We start from the raw sequence: 17626 nt of genomic DNA, 5'->3' as shown, positions 1-17626 counted from the left end.
GGGCTTTTTAGTTGAAGCAGACTGGTATTCCATCTGCCGGTGTTATTCCCTGACGTAGGTGTCTATATCCGATTCATGTACCATCGCCATGATTCGTGCATATTCCGATTCGATCATCTCGTAATGATTATGGGTTTCACGGGCATTCATTTCGAATATGGCCCGAACATTTTCATCCTTGATTTTAGCGGCGGTTTCCCTCAGGGTCTTTTCCAGGTTTTGCTCCTTGCTCATGGCAAGTTCAAGGGCCTTTTGCTCCGTAAAGTCGGAGTTGATCGTTCTGGACAATGCAACCATCCAGGTGGATTCGTAGTCAGGAGGCGCGTCAATGAACTCGTCAAAGTCAGGGATACTCGATCCTTTATAGATCTTGTAGAAATGGCCGGCATGTTCACGTTCCTCGGCGGCAAGCACATTGAATACCCTGATGGCATCGGGGTCTTTCATTTTTGTTGCGCCGAGTTGATAAAAATTCATGGCATTTTTTTCCGTTTGCAATGATTTTATGATGGCTTCCTGCACGTCGATCTCTTCAAACATTATCCGCCTCCTTTGAGTTATAGATCAGCATAGATATGGCTTAAAGCTACCGGATAATAAGGCGTTGTCAAACGGCAGGGCCAATGAAAAAGCCGCCGGGGATCATTCTCCGGCGGCTTCTGCTATGTATCACTGGGCTTGTAAGTGTTCTGCCGGTTTATGCCTGCTGAATGGCCGACAACTTCCACTGGTTCGGCCCGACGGGCCGGCTGAAGGTCCAGTATTCCTCGAACTTTACGGGTTCCAGGTCGCTTCCGGACACAACTTTCCCGGTCTCATCGGTAGTGTAGTCAAGGATGCTTGCCAGAAAACGCACCGTAATATAATCGTTTCCTTCTTCCTGCCATACTTCAGATATTTCCACTTCACGGACTGCTATGTTCTCAAGCCGGTTGATGTTACCGGCAGCCTTCAGTTCTTCAATCTGCCGGCGGAAGATATCCTGCATTTCCGGGGTCTGGAGGCTGGCTACAGGTGTCAGGTCACGTCTGGTCCAAGCCCCCTGGACGCGGAAAAAGATATCCTGGACATTGTCCTTGAAGCGATTTTCGTCGAAAGTGCCATCCATCTGACGAACATGTGCAAGACCGGAGCTCGTTTCGTCCTGTGCCGGGGGTTGGCTGAAATTATACTGTTGCGGAGCAGGCTCTGCGCTTTCCGCCTGACGCCAGTATTGCTGCGTACCGCCGGCGGTCTGTTGAGCCGCTCTGCGGCGCGAGGCAACAAAGCGGTAAATCAGGTACAGGATTCCGCCGATCAAGAGGATGTCGAATATCCCGATACCTCCCGCTGCGCCCGGACCTGCAAAACCGAGGCTGCGGAAGAGCATCCCCCCGAGAAGGCCGCCGACGACACCACCGGCCAATCCCCGGAGAAAACTTCCGCCCTGGCGCTGGGGCTGGGCCTGGGGAAAGGATTGTTGCGGAGATGGCTGGGGGCGGGAGGTATACGGATTTGTCATGCGAGACGGCGACTTGTAGGTGCGTGCTCCACGGCTGCCGAATGAACGGCCGCCACCGGCGCGGGCACTGGCTTCCTGGTATCCCATGGCTATAAGGGAAACAGCAAAGGCAATAGTAAATAAACGAACAATCCAGCGATTTTTCATTGCTTCCACCTTTCGTGAGTTCAGTTTGCAAATTTTACGGCAATCCCAGGCCATTTGAAAGATAATTAAAAAAAGCTCGAAGTTGACAGGCACTTAGACGACAGTGTACAAAGACGAATTGAATTTATCGAGGAGGATTGCAACCGCCCATGAGCACTGACGGAAACAAAATTATCTACTCCATGATGCGTGTGTCCAAGTTTTATGACAAAAAGCCGGTCATCAAGGACATCTCCCTTTCCTATTTTTATGGTGCCAAGATCGGTGTCCTGGGCCTTAACGGCTCAGGTAAATCATCGCTGCTGCGCATCATGGCCGGGGTCGATAAGGATTTCAATGGCCAGGCGGTTCTCTCGCCCGGCTATACCGTAGGCTACCTTGAACAGGAACCGCATCTCGACGAGGGGAAAACCGTGCGGGAAATCGTCGAAGAGGGTTGCCAGGAAACGGTAAATCTTCTTAACGAGTTCAACGAAATAACGGCCGCCTTTTCCGATCCCGATGCCGATATGGACAAACTGCTGGATCGCCAGGCAACCGTGCAGGAGAAACTTGACCATCTGGATGCCTGGGATCTGGACTCCCGGCTGGAGATGGCCATGGACGCTTTGCGCTGCCCGCCGGGCGATACGCCGGTCACGGTGCTTTCCGGCGGTGAAAGGCGCCGCGTGGCCCTGTGCCGGCTTCTGCTGCAAAAGCCCGACATCCTCCTCCTTGACGAACCCACCAACCATCTGGACGCAGAGACCATTGCCTGGCTTGAACATCACCTTCAGGGGTATCCCGGCACCATTATCGCCGTTACCCACGACCGCTATTTCCTTGACAATGTTGCCGGCTGGATTCTCGAACTGGACCGGGGAGAGGGGATCCCGTGGAAAGGGAATTATTCTTCATGGCTTGAGCAGAAGCAAAACCGGCTCGCGCAGGAGGAGAAGTCGGAAAGCGATCGTCAGAAGACCCTGCAACGGGAGCTCGAGTGGATAAGGATGAGCCCCAAGGGGCGCCATGCGAAAAGCAAGGCCCGGATCAGTTCCTATGAACAATTACTCTCCCAGGAGAGCGAGAAACGGGCAAAGGAACTGGAGATTTACATTCCTCCCGGGCCGAGACTCGGCAACATCGTCATTGAGGCGGAAAATATCTCCAAGTCGTATGGCGACCGGCTCCTTGTGGAGGGGATGAGTTTTCGGCTGCCACCTGGAGGGATCGTCGGCGTGATAGGCCCCAACGGGGCCGGCAAGACAACGCTCTTCCGGATGATTACAGGCCAGGAAGAACCTGATTCAGGCTCCATTCGCATTGGAGATACCGTGAAGGTTGCCTATGTGGACCAGAGCCGCGATGCACTGAGCCCGGACAAGAGCATTTGGGAAGAGATTTCCGGAGGGCAGGAGACCCTGCAACTGGGCAAGGTAAGTGTAAACTCGCGAGCCTATGTGTCACGGTTCAATTTTTCCGGGAGCGATCAGCAGAAAAAAGTCGGCCTGCTTTCGGGCGGGGAGCGGAACCGGGTTCACATAGCCAAGATGCTCAAGGAAGGCGGAAACGTAATCCTGCTGGACGAACCGACCAATGACCTGGATGTGAACACCATGCGTGCACTGGAAGAGGCGCTGGAGAACTTTGCCGGTTGTGCCGTGGTCATCTCCCATGACCGCTGGTTCCTTGACCGGATTGCTACCCATATCCTTGCATTCGAAGGAGACAGCCAGGTGGTATGGTTCGATGGAAACTATTCAGAGTACGAAGAGGACCGCAAGAAACGGCTTGGCGCTGCCGCCGACATGCCGCATCGGATCAAGTACCGCCAATTGACGCGAGCATAGCGGCAGAAAAGGTCGGCAAATTACAGCAGGCTCTTTTGTCATCACGAATAAACGGGGACAACCGATTGGTTGCCCCCGTTTTCATTATGACCAGACTGTAGGAAATTTAAATATATCGCCCTGTCAGAGACAAGTAGCAAATGTCGAGCATCTGGATTCGGGGGGAGGGGCAAGGCGTCTTTGGGGCTTCGCTTGATAATTTGTCACATCCACCCAGACTCCCGAGCGCAGAAAAGATTTGATTACACCGTCCCGGATAAGCAGGCCGAGTTTCACCCTCTGTGCCACAGTGATCGTGTCGTCGTTGCAACGTACCAGTACAACCATGTCTTTTCCTCCTGTACGGGAAAGCTCTGGATGTCGTGCGAATCAACTTGTTATCATATACCGGATTGTAATGGCTCAGCAAGAGCCCATATTCAAATGGAAGGTGGGGAGAAGACCTGCTTTTCCCATCGGAAAATGATCGAACGGCTTTATGTATACATAAAAAGAAAAGTTCAGTAAAGCAAAATCTATTAGATGTGGCTAATGGAGGGAAAAATAAAATTTCAGGTCTATCGCAAGTGGGGGGAGTGCGTCATTAAGGTTCGGATATATCGTCGAAAGTTCGCTTGAGTAGATAGGTGATTAGGGCTGCTGCAAGTAACCCGCAGATCACGATAGCACCAATTATTTTCCTGCGTTGACCTCGTTCGTCGATTTTCGCGAGCGTTTTAGAGATTCCGTCCAGCTCTTCCCGAAATTCACCCGATAACTTTATCACTTTGCCTGTGTCAACCTCGTGAAAGAGGCGATGATAGCGATTGCGCACGGAAAAAAGGCTTTTCTCCCAAGAGCCGGTATCTACTCCCTCACCCTTGAATTTGTTAATTTTTCCATCAATTTCAACGATGAGCCGTTCGGTGTTCCTCATGGCCTCCTTGATGGCTGAAGCTTGCCCGTACGGGTGGCACTTGCCGCAGTTCTCCTTGTTTATGATATCCAGGGTGGCCGTTGCTACAGCATGGGATCCATGACAGGTGACGCATGTGGGCCCTCCGGTGCCTAGTGCGCGGCCGTGGGCACTTTTGAAGTAGTCGTCCATGATCCCCACGTGGCAACGTCCACAGAAGGCCGGTATCCCCATTGTGTCAGGGAATCCTATGAATCCGCGGGCAGGACTCATGGCATACAGGGCATCTTTTGCATCCCCTCCATGGCAGTCATGACACGATATTCCATTAGCCTCGTGAATACTCCCGCGCCAGGCTTTAACCGGTGCCCCCCCTTTGCCCGGCTGTTTTCCGTGGCACTGGATGCATGTCGTCTCATCTTTACTGTACGCAGCAAGGGGCATTAGGATGAATACCCACAAGAGTGCAAATTGTATGGCTCGCGGGGATAGATTCATGAGTAATGCCCCCATATTGCCATTGCGATGTACAAAATAATTCCTCCCGCAAAACATGAAAGGAATAGAGGTCTTTTTAGCGGATTTCGCTCCTTGCTCCGATCCAAGAATGGAAGTAGCGCCAGAATGGTCATAGCTGCCCCTTGAACCATGAGCCCCAGGAGCTCGTTCGGGAACACCTTGAGCGTCTGATAATTTGCGAGGAAATACCATTCAGGCTTTATGTGTGCCGGGGTCTTGAAGGGATCGGCAGGCACAAAGGCGGTTGGAGGGAAGAAAATGTACGGAGAGAAAAACACGACCGTTAAAAATATTGCCAGATAAATCAGAATGGAAGTCATATCCTGGAGAAGATAATTGGGGAAAAACGGGATGCCACCGGGGTGAGATTGATAGCGAAAGCTGTCCCCCTGCCAGTTGTTTTTTGTTTCGCCCAGCCCGAAGGGAGGGGTGGAAACGCCAATGCGCTCCAGCAGGAAGAGGTGTGCAACAATAAAAGCTCCGATGGCGAGCGGCAGGAAGGTCACATGAACGGCAAAAAAACGTCCCAGCGTCGGTGGACCCACCAGAATACCGCCCCGGAGGAATGTCATGAGATACTCCCCGACAATGGGGATTGCGCCGACACTGTTGGTGGCAACCGTTGTAGCCCAAAACGAAAGCTGGCTCCACGGCAAGAGATAACCCGTGAGTGAAATTCCCAGAATCAGGTTGAAGAGGATGAAGCCGGTTAACCAGTTCATTTCCCGTGGGCTCTTATGGCTCCCCATAAACAGGACCGACAGCATGTGGAGAAGCAGGACAGCCACCATCATATTGGAGCCAACGGCGTGGCACAGGCGGATGAACCAGCCAAACGGGACATCGTTCATGATGTAAGTCACACTCTTGAAGGCTTTTTCAGCATCGGGGACATAGTATATGAGGAGAAGGATACCGGTCGCAATCTGGATGCCGAATATGACAAGAAGCACGCTGCCCAGGGAATACCAGGCGTTGATGTTGCGGGGCAGAAGGTAGCCGGTGAGATGTTTCTCCACCAGTTCTCCCAAGCCAAGCCTGACGTCGAGCCAGTGGTAGATGCTCTTTAATGGCGTCATATCCGGCTCCTATCCGACAGTCACAACACCGTCGGCCACAACTATCGGCAGCCTCTCCAGAGGCTTTGGCGGCGGCCCGGAGATTACAGTGCCGTCAGGAGTAAAACGACCGGCGTGGCAGGGGCAGAGGAAGTTCTGTTTTTCTTTCTCCCACTGCACAACGCATCCAAGGTGCGTGCATATTGCCGAAAGAGCAACGAGTTCTCCACCCTGCTTTCTTATTACAACTCCGGTCGTGCCGCGGAATTTGAAGAATTTGGCACCTTCCGGCGGTATTTCCGTTGCAGCAAACGAAATCCTGTCTCCGGATTCATTGGTTTTCACTGGTGTGAGATAGCCGAGAATAGGGTAGGCAACCGCAACCGCACCTGCGACAGCAAGCCCGCCAAGGCAGAAACCGAGAAATTCCCGTCTGCTGCTGGTCTGCATGAACCCTCCCGTAAACCGATGATCGTGCTCAAGTATAGCCCCTGGTAGGTACATTGCAATTGCGCCACCTGCGATACATTGTCGGCAGGCACTTTTCACTTGATTTGCCTTGCCTGTTTACATTAACCTTTCACCGGTTTAACCATTACATGCCACGAGGAGGGCTTCATGCCGTTAAGTCAACCGGGTTCGACTAAATTCCAGGTCAATCTTAGACGCCATTTGCGCAATCAAGATATATCCGACAACCTTGTGCACCTTATCTGCGAAATAGCCGAGGCGAGCAAATATGTAATTAATGCCGTCCGGACCGGGGACCTGGGAGTAGCCGGTACGTCGAACCTGTATGGGGAAGAGCAGCTGGCTCTTGACGTTCTGTCTGACCGGATCATAAAAAAACGTCTCATCCACTCAGGAGTTGTCTGTAATATCGCTTCCGAGGAAATGGACGAGATATTCCAGGCCCAGGCCGATGCCGACGGTCTCTACTCCGTTGCCTATGATCCCCTTGACGGCTCATCTCTTGTGGATGTTAACCTGGCGGTAGGCACAATCGTTTCCATCTATGAAGGATGCAACCTGCTTCAGAAAGGACGCAACCAGGTTGCCGCCATGTACATCCTCTATGGTCCGAGAGTTTCCATGGTTTACTCCGTCGGCAAAGGAGTACATGAATTCACCATGAACCATCTGATGGAGTACACTCTTTCACGGGAGAACGTTGTGATGAAACCCGAGGGAGACATATATTCGCCGGGCGGTCTCCGCAACAAGTATCATGCGGGAACGGAAAAGTTTGTCCGCTACCTGGAGGAGAAGGGGGCAAAGCTCCGGTATTCGGGCGGATTCGTGCCCGACATCAACCAGGTCATAATGAAAGGGAAGGGGATATTCATGTATCCTGCCCTCAATGGTTCGCCAAACGGAAAACTCCGCCTTCTCTTTGAGCTCAATCCCATGGCATTTCTGATTGAAAATGCCGGCGGAGCCGCAACTGACGGTAAAACACCCATTCTGGACCTGGATCCCCAGTCTCTGGATCAGCGGGCTCCCATTTATATCGGCTGTAAGAATGATGTGGCAAAGGCGATGGAATTTATTGCCTGAAAGCGATGAGCCAACGTCGAACCCGGTTTGTAGCGAGGTTTTTATGGAAGAAAGTGCAAAACAAAAACGACTGTGCTCCGAGATACAGCTTTTCGACCTTTGCGACAAGGGAACGACGGATGTCTGCGGACATCGTGACGGACGTTATTGCACCAAGGGAGATATCCTGACCCGTTTTGAAGCCATAGCCGATGACGACCAGTCTCCCGAGCAGTACTTTGCCGAAGAATTGGACGAAACCGAAGGTGCAGACGATTTGGGATATGACGATGCTTTCGGAGTTGATGAATACGGCGAAGAGGATTAGCTGAATTTTCCGGCCGCAATTCTTTGCATAAAAAAACCGCCTGAATGGGCGGTTTTTTTATGTCATTACGACTGATTAGATAATAACTGCGCTAGGTGTTGCGGATGAAATTTATATTACCGATTTCTTCCCAACGCTGACGAGGAATAGAGAGGAAAATATCGACAATTTCCGGATCGAACTGAGTTCCCCTGCAACGGTTCATTTCACTGACTACGGCTTCGAAGGGGAGCGCCTTGCGGTATGGCCGGTCGGATGTCATGGCATCCAAGGTATCGACAACGGAGAAAATGCGGGCGGGAAGGGGGATATTGTGCCTTGCGAGCCCATTGGGGTAGCCGGTTCCGTCAAACCACTCGTGGTGAGCCAACACCATGTCTGCTTGCTCCTTGAGAAACTTTATGCCCGATAGAATATCGTAACCAAGTTGGGGGTGACGCTTCATTTCCCTCCATTCGGATGCATCGAGTTTGCTGGGTTTGAGGAGGATATTATCGGAAATGCCGATCTTACCGATATCATGCAGCAGCGCCCCCCGTGCCATGACGTACAAATCCTTTCCGGAAATCCCCATGGTTTCACCAAGGAGCATCGTGTAACTCATGACCCGTTCCGAGTGGGAACCCGTTTCCTTTTCGCGGGCATCCAGGGCCCGTACCAGAGCGGTCAGGGTGTGGTTATAGGCAAGGTTGAGATCTTCCATTGCAGTGCGAATCTGGCGAGTCTGTTCTTCTACCTTTTTCTCCAGATTTGTCTGGTATTCCCGATTCTCCATGAGTAAACGCTGCTTCTCCAGCGAGTTGCGAATCGTCAGGAGCACGCGGTCCACGTCAAAAGGCTTGAGAATATAATCGTCGGCGCCGAGATGGATGCAATTCATGGCCGTTTCCGTATCACTTATGGCTGTTACCATAAGCACCACGGTTTCAGGACTCAGGGCCTTGAGCTCTTCAAGAAAATCTACACCGGATCGCCCCGGCATCATGATGTCGAGAATTGTAAGGTCTATTTTGTTGTTCTGAAGAATTAATCGGGCATCGTCTGCACTGCCGGCCTGAAAGCAGCGGTACCCCTCACGGGATAGGGCAGAGACTATGAGTTCTCTTATCATCTCTTCATCATCGACAGTAAGGATGGTAGCTTGCACGGCAATTCCTCTCTGGCGGTTTATGGATTCAGCCGTTTTTCGAGTTCATCCCGCACCCGTCCGACCAGTACATCAGGCGTGAAGGGTTTGTTGATGAAAGCTATCCGTTCATTGGTAATCTCTTGCGGCAATATCGTATCATCCGTATAGCCCGACATAAACAATATTTTGATATCAGGGCGTTTTTCCCTGAATTCTCGCATTAGTGCCGGGCCGTTTTTCTCCGGCATGATGACGTCGGAGAGTACGAGGTCGATCAGATGCAGGTTCGAATCAAAAATTTCACTGGCCTCAGATGGTGAAGTCGCCTGAAGTACCGTGTATCCCCGGCGGCTCAGGGTTCGGACCGCGAGATTCAATACTCCCGCTTCGTCTTCAACAATCAGGATGGTTCCAGTCCCCGTTGACACCTCTTCGGTGACACAAGTCTCTTCTTTATCGGTTTGAGAATCAACTTGCGGGAGATATACCCGGAATGATGCCCCCTGGCCGGGTTCACTGACGACCTGGATATAGCCGCCGCTCTGTTTTACGATGCCGTAAACCGTCGCAAGCCCGAGTCCAGTGCCCTTACCCTGTTTTTTGGTAGTGAAAAAAGGTTCGAAGATCTTTCGCTTTGTTTCTTGAGTCATGCCGACTCCGTTATCATGTACGGCCAACATGACGTAACTTCCCTCAACGGCCCCGGGGTTTTCATTGATAAATGCCCGGTCCAGAACAGAGTTCGCTGTTTCGATGGTTATTACACCGCCATCTTCCAATGCGTCCCGGGCATTAACCAGCAAGTTCATTAATATCTGTTCCACTTGCCCCGGATCTGCCTTCACAACGCCAAGGCAGTCAGAAAGGCGAGTCTCCAGGACAATGTTCTCTCTGATTAGCCTCTTGAGCATCTTTTCCAGGTTCCTGACCAGGTAGTTAATGCTTATTACCTTAGGTTCAAGCACCTGACGGCGACTGAAGGCAAGGAGCTGGTGGGTGAGGTCAGCGGCACGTTCCCCGGCTTTTAGGATTTGCTCTACTTCTGCGCGGAATGGATTATCGGCGGGCATTTCATGGAGAAGAAGAGTGCTGTAGCCGTTGATGATGGTGAGGAGATTATTGAAATCATGGGCAACGCCCCCCGCAAGCTGCCCGATTGCTTCCATTTTTTGTGCCTGCCGGAGTTGGGCCATGGCCTGCCGGTGTTCCTGTTCGGTTTGCCGATGGTCGCTGATATCCTCTTTTATGCCCATAAAATGTGTTATGACGCCATCAGAATTACGGATTGGCGATATGCACACTTTTTCCCAAAAGAGTTCACCATTCTTTTTCTTGTTGATCATTTCTCCGTGCCATTCGTGGCCGGAAGTTATCGTTTCCCATAGATTCCGGTACCCAATGTCGGAAATCTCGCCGGATTTGAGAATGCGTGGATTTTTCCCCAAAACTTCATCTGCGTTGTAGCCTGTTATCTGGGTAAATTTGGGATTGACGTATTCTATCGTGCCATTTTGGTCAGTTATAATGATGGAAACAGGGCTCTGTGTTACCGCATGGGAAAGTTTACGCAGTTCATCCTCAGCCTGTTTTTTCTGGCACCTTACTATTGACTCTTCAAGTTCCCGCCGGACGGCCGGGACCAGTCGTACAAGATTATCTTTGACAATATAGTCGCTGGCGCCGGCACGCATGGTTTCGACTGCGGCATGTTCTCCAATCACTCCGGAGACAATGATAATCGGGAGGGAGTAACCGTTGCTCCTCAGAAGAGCTATGGCGTCAAGTCCACTGAACGTGGGCATGACGTAGTCGGAAATAACAATATCCCAAGTGGAAGCAGCGAGAGCATCGAGCATCTGCTCAGCGGTATCTACTCTAAGAAAAGAGAGCGTGAAACTGCTGCCGAGCTCATACACGATAAGGTCGGTATCAAGAGGAGAATCATCAACTATAAGGACTCGCAAAGAAGGGGCCGCCACCACAGTCATCCCATGTTCCGATTCCAAACCGGAGAATTTATTACGTCACTACCCTTCAGTTCTTATCGGCAGTTCACTATGAAAGTTTAATGGTATGCCGAAAATTATCCAGAGTAGTTCTTTAATTCATTTTTCCGTAATGACGGTGAAGTGGTTGGGGAAATTCAGGCTGGAGTGCGAGTTTTTTTGAATTTTTGCTCGTACATCCTTTTATCGGCAAGCTTCAGGGTCTCTTCCAGCCGTTCTCCTTTCGAGGCGGTGGCCGCGCCGAATGACATGCTGAGCGGAAAGGATACGCCGGTAGCGTTGCTTGCCTCGATCTTCGTCAGCACACGGCTGAGGGCATCTTCAACAACCCCGGCATCGGCGCTGGGAAGTAAAACGGCGAATTCATCGCCTCCGATACGCGCCACGACATCCTCGGCGCGGAAAGCTCCTTTAAGCATCAAGGCAGCACGGGTTATCAGATCATCTCCTTCGGCATGCCCAAGAGTGTCATTGACGTATTTGAGCTTGTCAATGTCGCTAACCACAATGCTCACCGGAAACTGGCGCCCCAATTCGAGCCGCTCCAGCTCCTCCTGGAAATATCCCCGGTTGTAGAGGCCGGTCAGAGGGTCGTGGGTACTCATGTAGCGAAGTTTTTCTTCCGTCTGTTTACGTTCGGTTATATCGAGGATTGTGCCCACGAGCCCACCGGGCGTGTTGTCGATATTATTGAAAGTAGCTTTGTAAAATATTACGTCGTGCAGTGTCCCATTGGCAAAAGAGATGGTGCTCTCATAAATTTGGGTGCCACCGTGACGGAACAATTCATTGTCAGTTTCAGAAAAACGGTCGGCAAGGCTGGACGGAGCAATATCCGCCATTGATTTACCTACTATCTCGCTCTGGGGTAATCCGGAAAACGACTCGAATGCCTTGTTGCAGCCAAGAAAAATTCCATCGTTGTTTTTGAAAAATATAGGCGCGGGGATAGAGTCTATCAGTACTTGCCTGAAATGGAGCTGTTCCCTTAAGTCCCTTTCCGCCTTACGCCGTTCTTCCCGTATTGCGGCTTCGCGCAATTCCCGGCGTATGGCAGGCATCAGGCGGGTAAAATCACCTTTCATTATATAGTCGTGGGCACCGGCCTTCATTGCCTTGACCGCTTCAATTTCACCGATCCTGCCGGACACGATGATAAATGGAAGATCCAGTTCCAACTCCTGAAGAACCGTGAGAGCTGCCAAGGCATCAAATTGAGGCATGAAATAGTCGGACAGAACTATATCCCACTGTTCACCGGTGAGAATGTCTCGCAGGGGGGCTTCCGCGTCGACTCTTTCATAGGTGATGTCATATTCTTTTTTTAAAGCCCGGACGAGGAAAAAACAGTCGTCTTCAGAGTCTTCAATTATAAGTACGCGCAATGAGGGGGTCACGTGATCTCTCCAAGGCGGTATAAAGGCGTCTCGTTAAAAACTTGGGAAATTGTACCATACCTTTCTGAGGCGCAGGAGATAATGGTTATTGTGAAGACTCCGTTAATAAATATATTGATTATACTAATAACACCGGACGTGCCGATTGGCAAATATGAGTGCCTGTGATATACGAATCAGCATCAGATTTTAACGAGTTGAGGGGTGATCATGATCGAATCGAAACCGGCAATTCTTTCGAAATCGCTGTTGACGGCTGTTTTGGCGGCCATCGTGATGGTACTGCTCATTTGCGGCACTCCAAAGGCCGAACCTGTTTCGACACATGTTGTTTCCCAGGGAGAATTTGCGTCATATCTGGTGAGTGAACTCGGCTGGAAGTCCGGAGTCCCCGAAGAACCGAAAATATCCGATTACCTGGCCGTGCTGAGCGGCAAGCACTCATTCCGCTTTGAGGCTGAAGATTTTTTTAACATCGAAGGAGATAGTGTAACCGTCAGAAACTATCCGCTTTATGGGCCGTTTTCGGGCTCCGGCTGGCTTAGTGGAACTGCTGCCCCCACCACGGTTCGCTTCACGGTCTTTCTTCCGCGAGGCGGTGAGTACCTTCTGAGTGTTGTCTCCAAAGGAGATGGACAGCATTGGTATGCGGGTGGCAAAGATTTCACAGTGAATACCGGCGGTAGCCTGCGGGAGAAAGAAGCGGGGACGATAACCCTTAATGGGGGAAAACAGGAGATTTCAGTGATGCTGCCTCCCGAAGGGGGAGTTGATGCCCTCATCCTTAATGCAGTTGGAGACTTTCCGGCCATTGAGCCTCTTGGAGGCTGGCGGCCCGATACCCCTCTGTCTTGGGGCGACTACGCGGAAACCATGGCTACGGTCCTTAATCTGGAAAAAAACTTTCCGGCGGTTCAGGCCGCAAAGCCTGAAATAGTAGCCTTCAAGAGCATAAAGAAGCTTCCGCCTGCGGTTTCTGAAACCAACATAAATTATCTAGGTGCCCATACCGCGGCGTCATGGGTTAGGGCAGGGGCAAACGGCGCTGTCCTGGAACTTCCGATCGACGTAGCGGCAAACGGGATATACGCTCTCCGCGTCCGCCTTCTTGGCTCTACATTTATCACCGATTTCAACGGAGTCCGGAAACAGTGGGATGGAAAACCATATCTTTACTGGTATGACCTGGGCGTAGCGCGTCTATCCAGAGGCACCCATGTATTTAAAATAGAGCTTCCCCCCCTTGGCGGTGCCGACGTTGTTGAACTCACAGCCCACAAGTCATCCCAACAGGACTATCTGGCAGCACTGGGCCTGGTTGGTAAAAATCCGTCATCAACGCTGTCTCGTGCCGAGCTCGAAGACCAGCTCCGGAAGGACCTGGGGCGCCTTATCCCTGCACGCTAGGGGGCGGGGTGACCTCCAGGCCTCTTATTCTCCCACTTCTCGGCATGGTAGGGGGGCTCTTATCCGCCCATCACCTGAATATTTTTCTAACGCCTTACCTGCTGCCAATTCTGCTGATTGTAATGCTGGCATGTGCGATTCTTAGAAGTCGCATGCCGTTTTTGTTCTTCCTCACCGCATTCTTCTTCGCCTGGGGTAACGCAGCCCTCCAACCGTTTCTCCGCCCATCATACCCGTCGAATCATCTCGTTCGTTTCGTATCACACGTCCCGGTTACCTTGGAAGGAATCGTTGCAACCCGCCCGGAAGCCAAGGATGAGGGAATGAGATTCGTTATTGCTGCCGAGCGGGTTTTCCGTGACGGAAAAGCCATTCCAGTCGAAGGGCGCCTTCTGGTTCACATACGGGAGGGTAGGGGGAATATCCTGACCGGCGACAGGGTGCGGCTGGCCGCCCGGCTCCGGCAGCCGACGAATCTGGGGCTTCCGGGAGAGTTCGATTATCGCCGCTATCTGGCGTACCGCCAGATTTATGTTACTGCGTCGGTTTTGAGCAATGACAACATCCTGCTTATGCGCGAAGCGGCAGCATATCCTTTTCAGCGCCGGTTCGACAGCCTTGCAGGAGAACTAGGCGATTTTATCGGCAAACGTTTCCCCGTCGAAGGCGGTATTCTCAGGGCTATTCTGGTGGGCGAACGGGGCTACGTCAACAAAAGGACTGAGGAAATCTATGCCCGTGCCGGAGTCAATCACATTCTTTCTATCTCCGGATTTCATATCGGCATTATCGCCGTCACCATCTATTACCTGCTCTTGAAACTGCTTGCCAGATCGGAAATTCTCGCTCTGGGCCTGAACCTGAGGCGCACCGTCCTTCTTGTTGCACTTCCCCCGGTTGTTTTCTATCTCTACATAGCAGGTTTGGCTCCGGCAACGGTCCGATCAGTTATCATGATTGCCATTGCTACCATTGCCCTTCTTCTCGAACGGGAAACGGACCCCATCAATACGCTGACGGCAGCTGCATTCAGCATCCTTATATTCACTCCCCAGACGCTTTTCGATATCTCGTTTCAACTCTCGTTCCTTGCCATATGGGGATTGATAATCCTTACGCCGCTCTTCATGGAGCCGTTTTCCAGCATCAATAACACCAAACTGAAGAATCTGCTTCTGTTTGTTGCCGCATCTGCCGCAGCCATTACCGTAACCCTTTTGCCAGTTGCGCACATGTTTCACCGCACATCGGTCGCCGGGTTAATCGGAAATTTCGTGGCGGTTCCGCTTTTGGGATATGGCGCTGTGGTGACTGGATTTGCCTCGCTGCCGCTGATTCATTTAGCCCCAGATGCCGCGCACTTCCTTCTCGGGATAGCGGCCTGGCTTGTCAGGCTATCCGGGTCTCTGATTGAAATAATTGCCGGAATTCCTCCTTTACCGCTGCGGAGCGTTTCGCTTCTCGATCTTTCAGTGTTTTATCCGGCATTGCTTGCCCTCACGCTCGTCAAGACATATAGAATGCGTTATTCCGTCTGTTTACTGGCCATTGCAACGCTTTTCATGCTCCATATTCCGGCAGGCGCAAATTCGAACAGAATGCTTAGAATTACCTTCTTCAGCATCGGACAAGGGGAATCCACACTGATCACCTTCCCCGATGGCAGACACATGCTAGTGGACGGTGGCGGCTCGCTCAGGGATGATGGTATGGACACAGGGACTCGATATCTGGCCCCGGCCCTATGGAGCATGGGAGTTGACCGGCTCGATATTGTCGTTCTTTCTCATCCCCATCCAGACCATTTAAAAGGGCTCATTTCCCTTGCTGAACTGTTTCCCATTGGCGAATTCTGGGAAAGCGGCATCGAAGAGCCAGTCGGAGACCATGCAAAATTGCGGTCGATTCTTGCCGGCCAGGGGGTTCCGGTCCGCAATATCACTTCAGCGACACCGTCATGTACCATGGGCAACGTCAAAATCACCCCTCTGGCTCCGGCTCCGGATACGCTCGGATGCAACAGCGACCAGAACGACAACTCACTTGTATTCAAACTTATCTACGGAGAGTTCAGCATGCTGTTTACTGGAGACATCGGTCATTGTGGGGAAAAGATGCTCCTGAGAGATCCGGGCAAGCTTGGTTGCACAGTGCTTAAGGTCCCCCATCACGGCAGCCGCCACTCCACTACACCAATGCTCCTCGATGTTGCTTCACCCCTAGTGGCGTTCATTTCGGCTGGTGCCGGAAACAGTTTCGGCCTCCCATCACCCGAGACCATTTCAAGACTCCATCAACGCGGAATTTCTGTGTTTCGCACCGACCTGCACGGGACTGTAGAAGTCACCAGCGATGGGAAAGGATATAGTATCCGAACCTATTCAGACGGGCATTTTCATTGACAAAAACCTCATTTTACCTGATAGTTTTAGGACTTAATTCACGGGTATTGTGCCATTTTGCCTGATTCGGAGTCTCCATTTTATGGAAAAAATCCTTGTCGTCGACGATGACCGCTTCTTTCGGCAGTTGTATATCGACCTTCTCAGGGAAGAAGGGTACGAGGTTGACACCGTGGCCTCCGGGGCCAAAGCGCTGGATCTTCTCGAACAAAATGATTATCAGCTTGTGATTACCGATCTCGTCTTGCCCGGCATGGGCGGCATCGATCTTCTTGCTAGGGTAAAAATACAGGCTCCCACTGTAGACGTGATTATAGTTACGGGACACGCCAACGTTGAATCAGCCGTTTTTGCCCTCAAAGGCGGTGCACGCGACTACCTCCTTAAACCGTTCAATCACGATGAATTCAAGCATACCGTTGCTCTCTGCTTCGAACAGCGCCGTCTGATAAATGAAAACTATGAATTAAAGGAACTTCTGAACTTATTTCAAGTGGGGCAGAATATCGCCAACTGCATTGATATCGAGCGATTATCGACTGTAGTTGTGGAGTCACTGACAAAAGAGGTCAGGGCCTCCAGGGCCATTGGATTATTCCGCCAGAAGGACGAGAATCTGCTTCTGAAAGATTTTGAGGGATTCAACGAAGATATCGCCCAAAATCTTGCCGAATTAATTCGAAAAAACGTAAACCTTGAGGATATAAATGCTCCGACTCTTAAAAAAATAAAAGTATCCTCTTTTGCAACGGGAGGGGACTTCAGTGGCTTAGATCTCGACGAAGCTCTCCTTATGATTATCCGGTCTAAAACCGATATCCTCGGTGTCGTTGTCATCTTTAACAATCCCGGGCAGCAACTCCCCGGTGATTTCAAACTCAAGAGCATTCACTTCCTTCTGGAACAGTCAACTCTTGCATTCGAGAACGCCGCCCGTTACTCAAGTGCCAAGGACATGCTTTATATCGATGAATTGACAGGACTTTTCAACTACCGCTACCTGGACATCTCCCTTGAACGCGAACTTAAAAGGGCCGACAGGTTCGGCTCGACGGTGTCGATGATCTTTATAGATCTGGATTTCTTCAAGGGAGTCAATGACATACATGGACATCTGGTTGGAAGCCAGGTACTTACCGAAGTAGGTATGCTTCTCAAGAAATCGGTCCGTGAAGTAGATATCGTTATACGTTACGGTGGCGATGAGTTTACGGTCATGCTTGTGGAAACGGGAGAAAAGGGAGCCGCTACCGTAGCCGAACGGATTCGGCGCTCCATTGAAGATCACACCTTCCAGGCAACTGAAGGCCTCAATATCCGCCTGACCGCAAGTCTGGGATATGCCTGTTATCCAGCCGACACTCAATCAAAACTTGAACTTCTCGAACTGGCCGACAAAGCGATGTACAAAGGTAAGGAAGAAGGGAAAAATTGCGTATTCAGAGCAACGGCAATCCGCTGAATATTCCAGC

At 51.3% G+C, this 17626-nt stretch carries 15 protein-coding genes; 6 read left to right on the top strand and 9 right to left on the bottom strand.

All coding sequences use genetic code 11. The features are described 5' to 3' along the window. Positions 1-42: 42 nt before the first annotated feature. Together JZM60_RS13555 and JZM60_RS13550 are read right to left on the bottom strand one after the other, a co-directional pair. Positions 43-540: a ferritin-like domain-containing protein gene (locus tag JZM60_RS13555; RefSeq protein WP_207162961.1), complete on the bottom strand. Its 498-nt coding sequence runs from the start codon at positions 538-540 to the stop codon at positions 43-45. A 157-nt stretch (positions 541-697) separates the two neighbouring features. Beyond that, complete coding sequence (locus tag JZM60_RS13550) at positions 698-1648, bottom strand: Tim44 domain-containing protein (RefSeq protein WP_207162960.1); 951 nt, start codon at positions 1646-1648, stop codon at positions 698-700. Between the two features lie 149 nt (positions 1649-1797). Between JZM60_RS13550 and ettA the strand changes: the two genes are divergently transcribed. Continuing rightward, positions 1798-3477, top strand: a complete 1680-nt coding sequence (gene ettA / locus JZM60_RS13545; RefSeq protein WP_207162959.1) for an energy-dependent translational throttle protein EttA — start codon at positions 1798-1800, stop codon at positions 3475-3477. A 123-nt stretch (positions 3478-3600) separates the two neighbouring features. On the opposite strand, the gene JZM60_RS16900 is transcribed toward ettA, so the two are convergent. From JZM60_RS16900 to JZM60_RS13530, 4 genes are all read right to left on the bottom strand, one after another. Next, a complete protein-coding gene (locus JZM60_RS16900; protein ID WP_338148858.1) occupies positions 3601-3804 on the bottom strand; it encodes a GSU3473 family protein in 204 nt (67 codons plus the stop codon). A gap of 256 nt (positions 3805-4060) precedes the next feature. After that, positions 4061-4564, bottom strand: coding sequence for a hypothetical protein (locus tag JZM60_RS13540; protein WP_207162958.1), 504 nt, complete (start codon positions 4562-4564; stop codon positions 4061-4063). 302 nt (positions 4565-4866) lie between these two features. Further along, on the bottom strand, positions 4867-5970 hold the full coding sequence (locus JZM60_RS13535) for a cytochrome b (RefSeq protein ID WP_207162957.1): 1104 nt from the start codon (positions 5968-5970) through the stop codon (positions 4867-4869). Positions 5971-5979: 9 nt separating this feature from the next. Next, complete coding sequence (locus JZM60_RS13530) at positions 5980-6399, bottom strand: QcrA and Rieske domain-containing protein (protein WP_207162956.1); 420 nt, start codon at positions 6397-6399, stop codon at positions 5980-5982. Between the two features lie 168 nt (positions 6400-6567). Between JZM60_RS13530 and JZM60_RS13525 the strand changes: the two genes are divergently transcribed. Both JZM60_RS13525 and JZM60_RS13520 read left to right on the top strand, forming a co-directional pair. Next, the gene (locus JZM60_RS13525; RefSeq protein WP_207162955.1) at positions 6568-7506 is read left to right on the top strand and encodes a class 1 fructose-bisphosphatase; all 939 of its coding nucleotides are present in this window, start codon (positions 6568-6570) and stop codon (positions 7504-7506) included. Between the two features lie 43 nt (positions 7507-7549). Then, positions 7550-7813 carry a hypothetical protein gene (locus JZM60_RS13520; RefSeq protein WP_207162954.1) on the top strand — a complete coding sequence of 88 codons (264 nt, stop codon included), beginning with the start codon at positions 7550-7552 and terminating at the stop codon, positions 7811-7813. A 91-nt stretch (positions 7814-7904) separates the two neighbouring features. Here JZM60_RS13520 and JZM60_RS13515 read toward each other — a convergent pair whose 3' ends face one another. The 3 genes from JZM60_RS13515 to JZM60_RS13505 form a co-directional block, all read right to left on the bottom strand. Further along, the gene (locus tag JZM60_RS13515; RefSeq protein ID WP_207162953.1) at positions 7905-8960 is read right to left on the bottom strand and encodes an HD domain-containing phosphohydrolase; all 1056 of its coding nucleotides are present in this window, start codon (positions 8958-8960) and stop codon (positions 7905-7907) included. A 20-nt stretch (positions 8961-8980) separates the two neighbouring features. Then, complete coding sequence (locus JZM60_RS13510; protein ID WP_207162952.1) at positions 8981-10930, bottom strand: response regulator; 1950 nt, start codon at positions 10928-10930, stop codon at positions 8981-8983. A gap of 155 nt (positions 10931-11085) precedes the next feature. Next, entirely contained in the window at positions 11086-12345 is a 1260-nt protein-coding gene (locus tag JZM60_RS13505) for a sensor domain-containing diguanylate cyclase (RefSeq protein ID WP_207162951.1), read from the bottom strand. Between the two features lie 210 nt (positions 12346-12555). Between JZM60_RS13505 and JZM60_RS13500 the strand changes: the two genes are divergently transcribed. The 3 genes from JZM60_RS13500 (at position 12556) to JZM60_RS13490 (ending at position 17616) form a co-directional block, all read left to right on the top strand. Further along, positions 12556-13752, top strand: a complete 1197-nt coding sequence (locus tag JZM60_RS13500; protein ID WP_207162950.1) for a hypothetical protein — start codon at positions 12556-12558, stop codon at positions 13750-13752. 44 nt (positions 13753-13796) lie between these two features. Next, positions 13797-16154 (top strand): DNA internalization-related competence protein ComEC/Rec2, encoded by a 2358-nt coding sequence (locus JZM60_RS13495; protein WP_241426432.1) that lies wholly within the window; start codon positions 13797-13799, stop codon positions 16152-16154. A gap of 82 nt (positions 16155-16236) precedes the next feature. Continuing rightward, the gene (locus tag JZM60_RS13490; protein ID WP_207162948.1) at positions 16237-17616 is read left to right on the top strand and encodes a GGDEF domain-containing response regulator; all 1380 of its coding nucleotides are present in this window, start codon (positions 16237-16239) and stop codon (positions 17614-17616) included. The last annotated feature ends 10 nt before the right edge of the window (positions 17617-17626 follow it).

This window comes from Geobacter benzoatilyticus, assembly GCF_017338855.1.
Lineage (GTDB): Bacteria > Desulfobacterota > Desulfuromonadia > Geobacterales > Geobacteraceae > Geobacter > Geobacter benzoatilyticus.
This window is presented reverse-complemented; position numbering and strand designations above follow the sequence as displayed.

Bases quoted from the DNA above. Each gene is read 5' to 3' on its own strand.
- JZM60_RS13555 (WP_207162961.1), bottom strand. From the start codon at position 540: ATGTTTGAAGAGATCGACGTGCAGGAAGCCATCATAAAATCATTGCAA.
- JZM60_RS13550 (WP_207162960.1), bottom strand. From the start codon at position 1,648: ATGAAAAATCGCTGGATTGTTCGTTTATTTACTATTGCCTTTGCTGTT.
- ettA (WP_207162959.1), top strand. From the start codon at position 1,798: ATGAGCACTGACGGAAACAAAATTATCTACTCCATGATGCGTGTGTCC.
- JZM60_RS16900 (WP_338148858.1), bottom strand. From the start codon at position 3,804: ATGGTTGTACTGGTACGTTGCAACGACGACACGATCACTGTGGCACAG.
- JZM60_RS13540 (WP_207162958.1), bottom strand. From the start codon at position 4,564: ATGGACGACTACTTCAAAAGTGCCCACGGCCGCGCACTAGGCACCGGA.
- JZM60_RS13535 (WP_207162957.1), bottom strand. From the start codon at position 5,970: ATGACGCCATTAAAGAGCATCTACCACTGGCTCGACGTCAGGCTTGGC.
- JZM60_RS13530 (WP_207162956.1), bottom strand. From the start codon at position 6,399: ATGCAGACCAGCAGCAGACGGGAATTTCTCGGTTTCTGCCTTGGCGGG.
- JZM60_RS13525 (WP_207162955.1), top strand. From the start codon at position 6,568: ATGCCGTTAAGTCAACCGGGTTCGACTAAATTCCAGGTCAATCTTAGA.
- JZM60_RS13520 (WP_207162954.1), top strand. From the start codon at position 7,550: ATGGAAGAAAGTGCAAAACAAAAACGACTGTGCTCCGAGATACAGCTT.
- JZM60_RS13510 (WP_207162952.1), bottom strand. From the start codon at position 10,930: ATGACTGTGGTGGCGGCCCCTTCTTTGCGAGTCCTTATAGTTGATGAT.
- JZM60_RS13500 (WP_207162950.1), top strand. From the start codon at position 12,556: ATGATCGAATCGAAACCGGCAATTCTTTCGAAATCGCTGTTGACGGCT.
- JZM60_RS13495 (WP_241426432.1), top strand. From the start codon at position 13,797: ATGGTAGGGGGGCTCTTATCCGCCCATCACCTGAATATTTTTCTAACG.
- JZM60_RS13490 (WP_207162948.1), top strand. From the start codon at position 16,237: ATGGAAAAAATCCTTGTCGTCGACGATGACCGCTTCTTTCGGCAGTTG.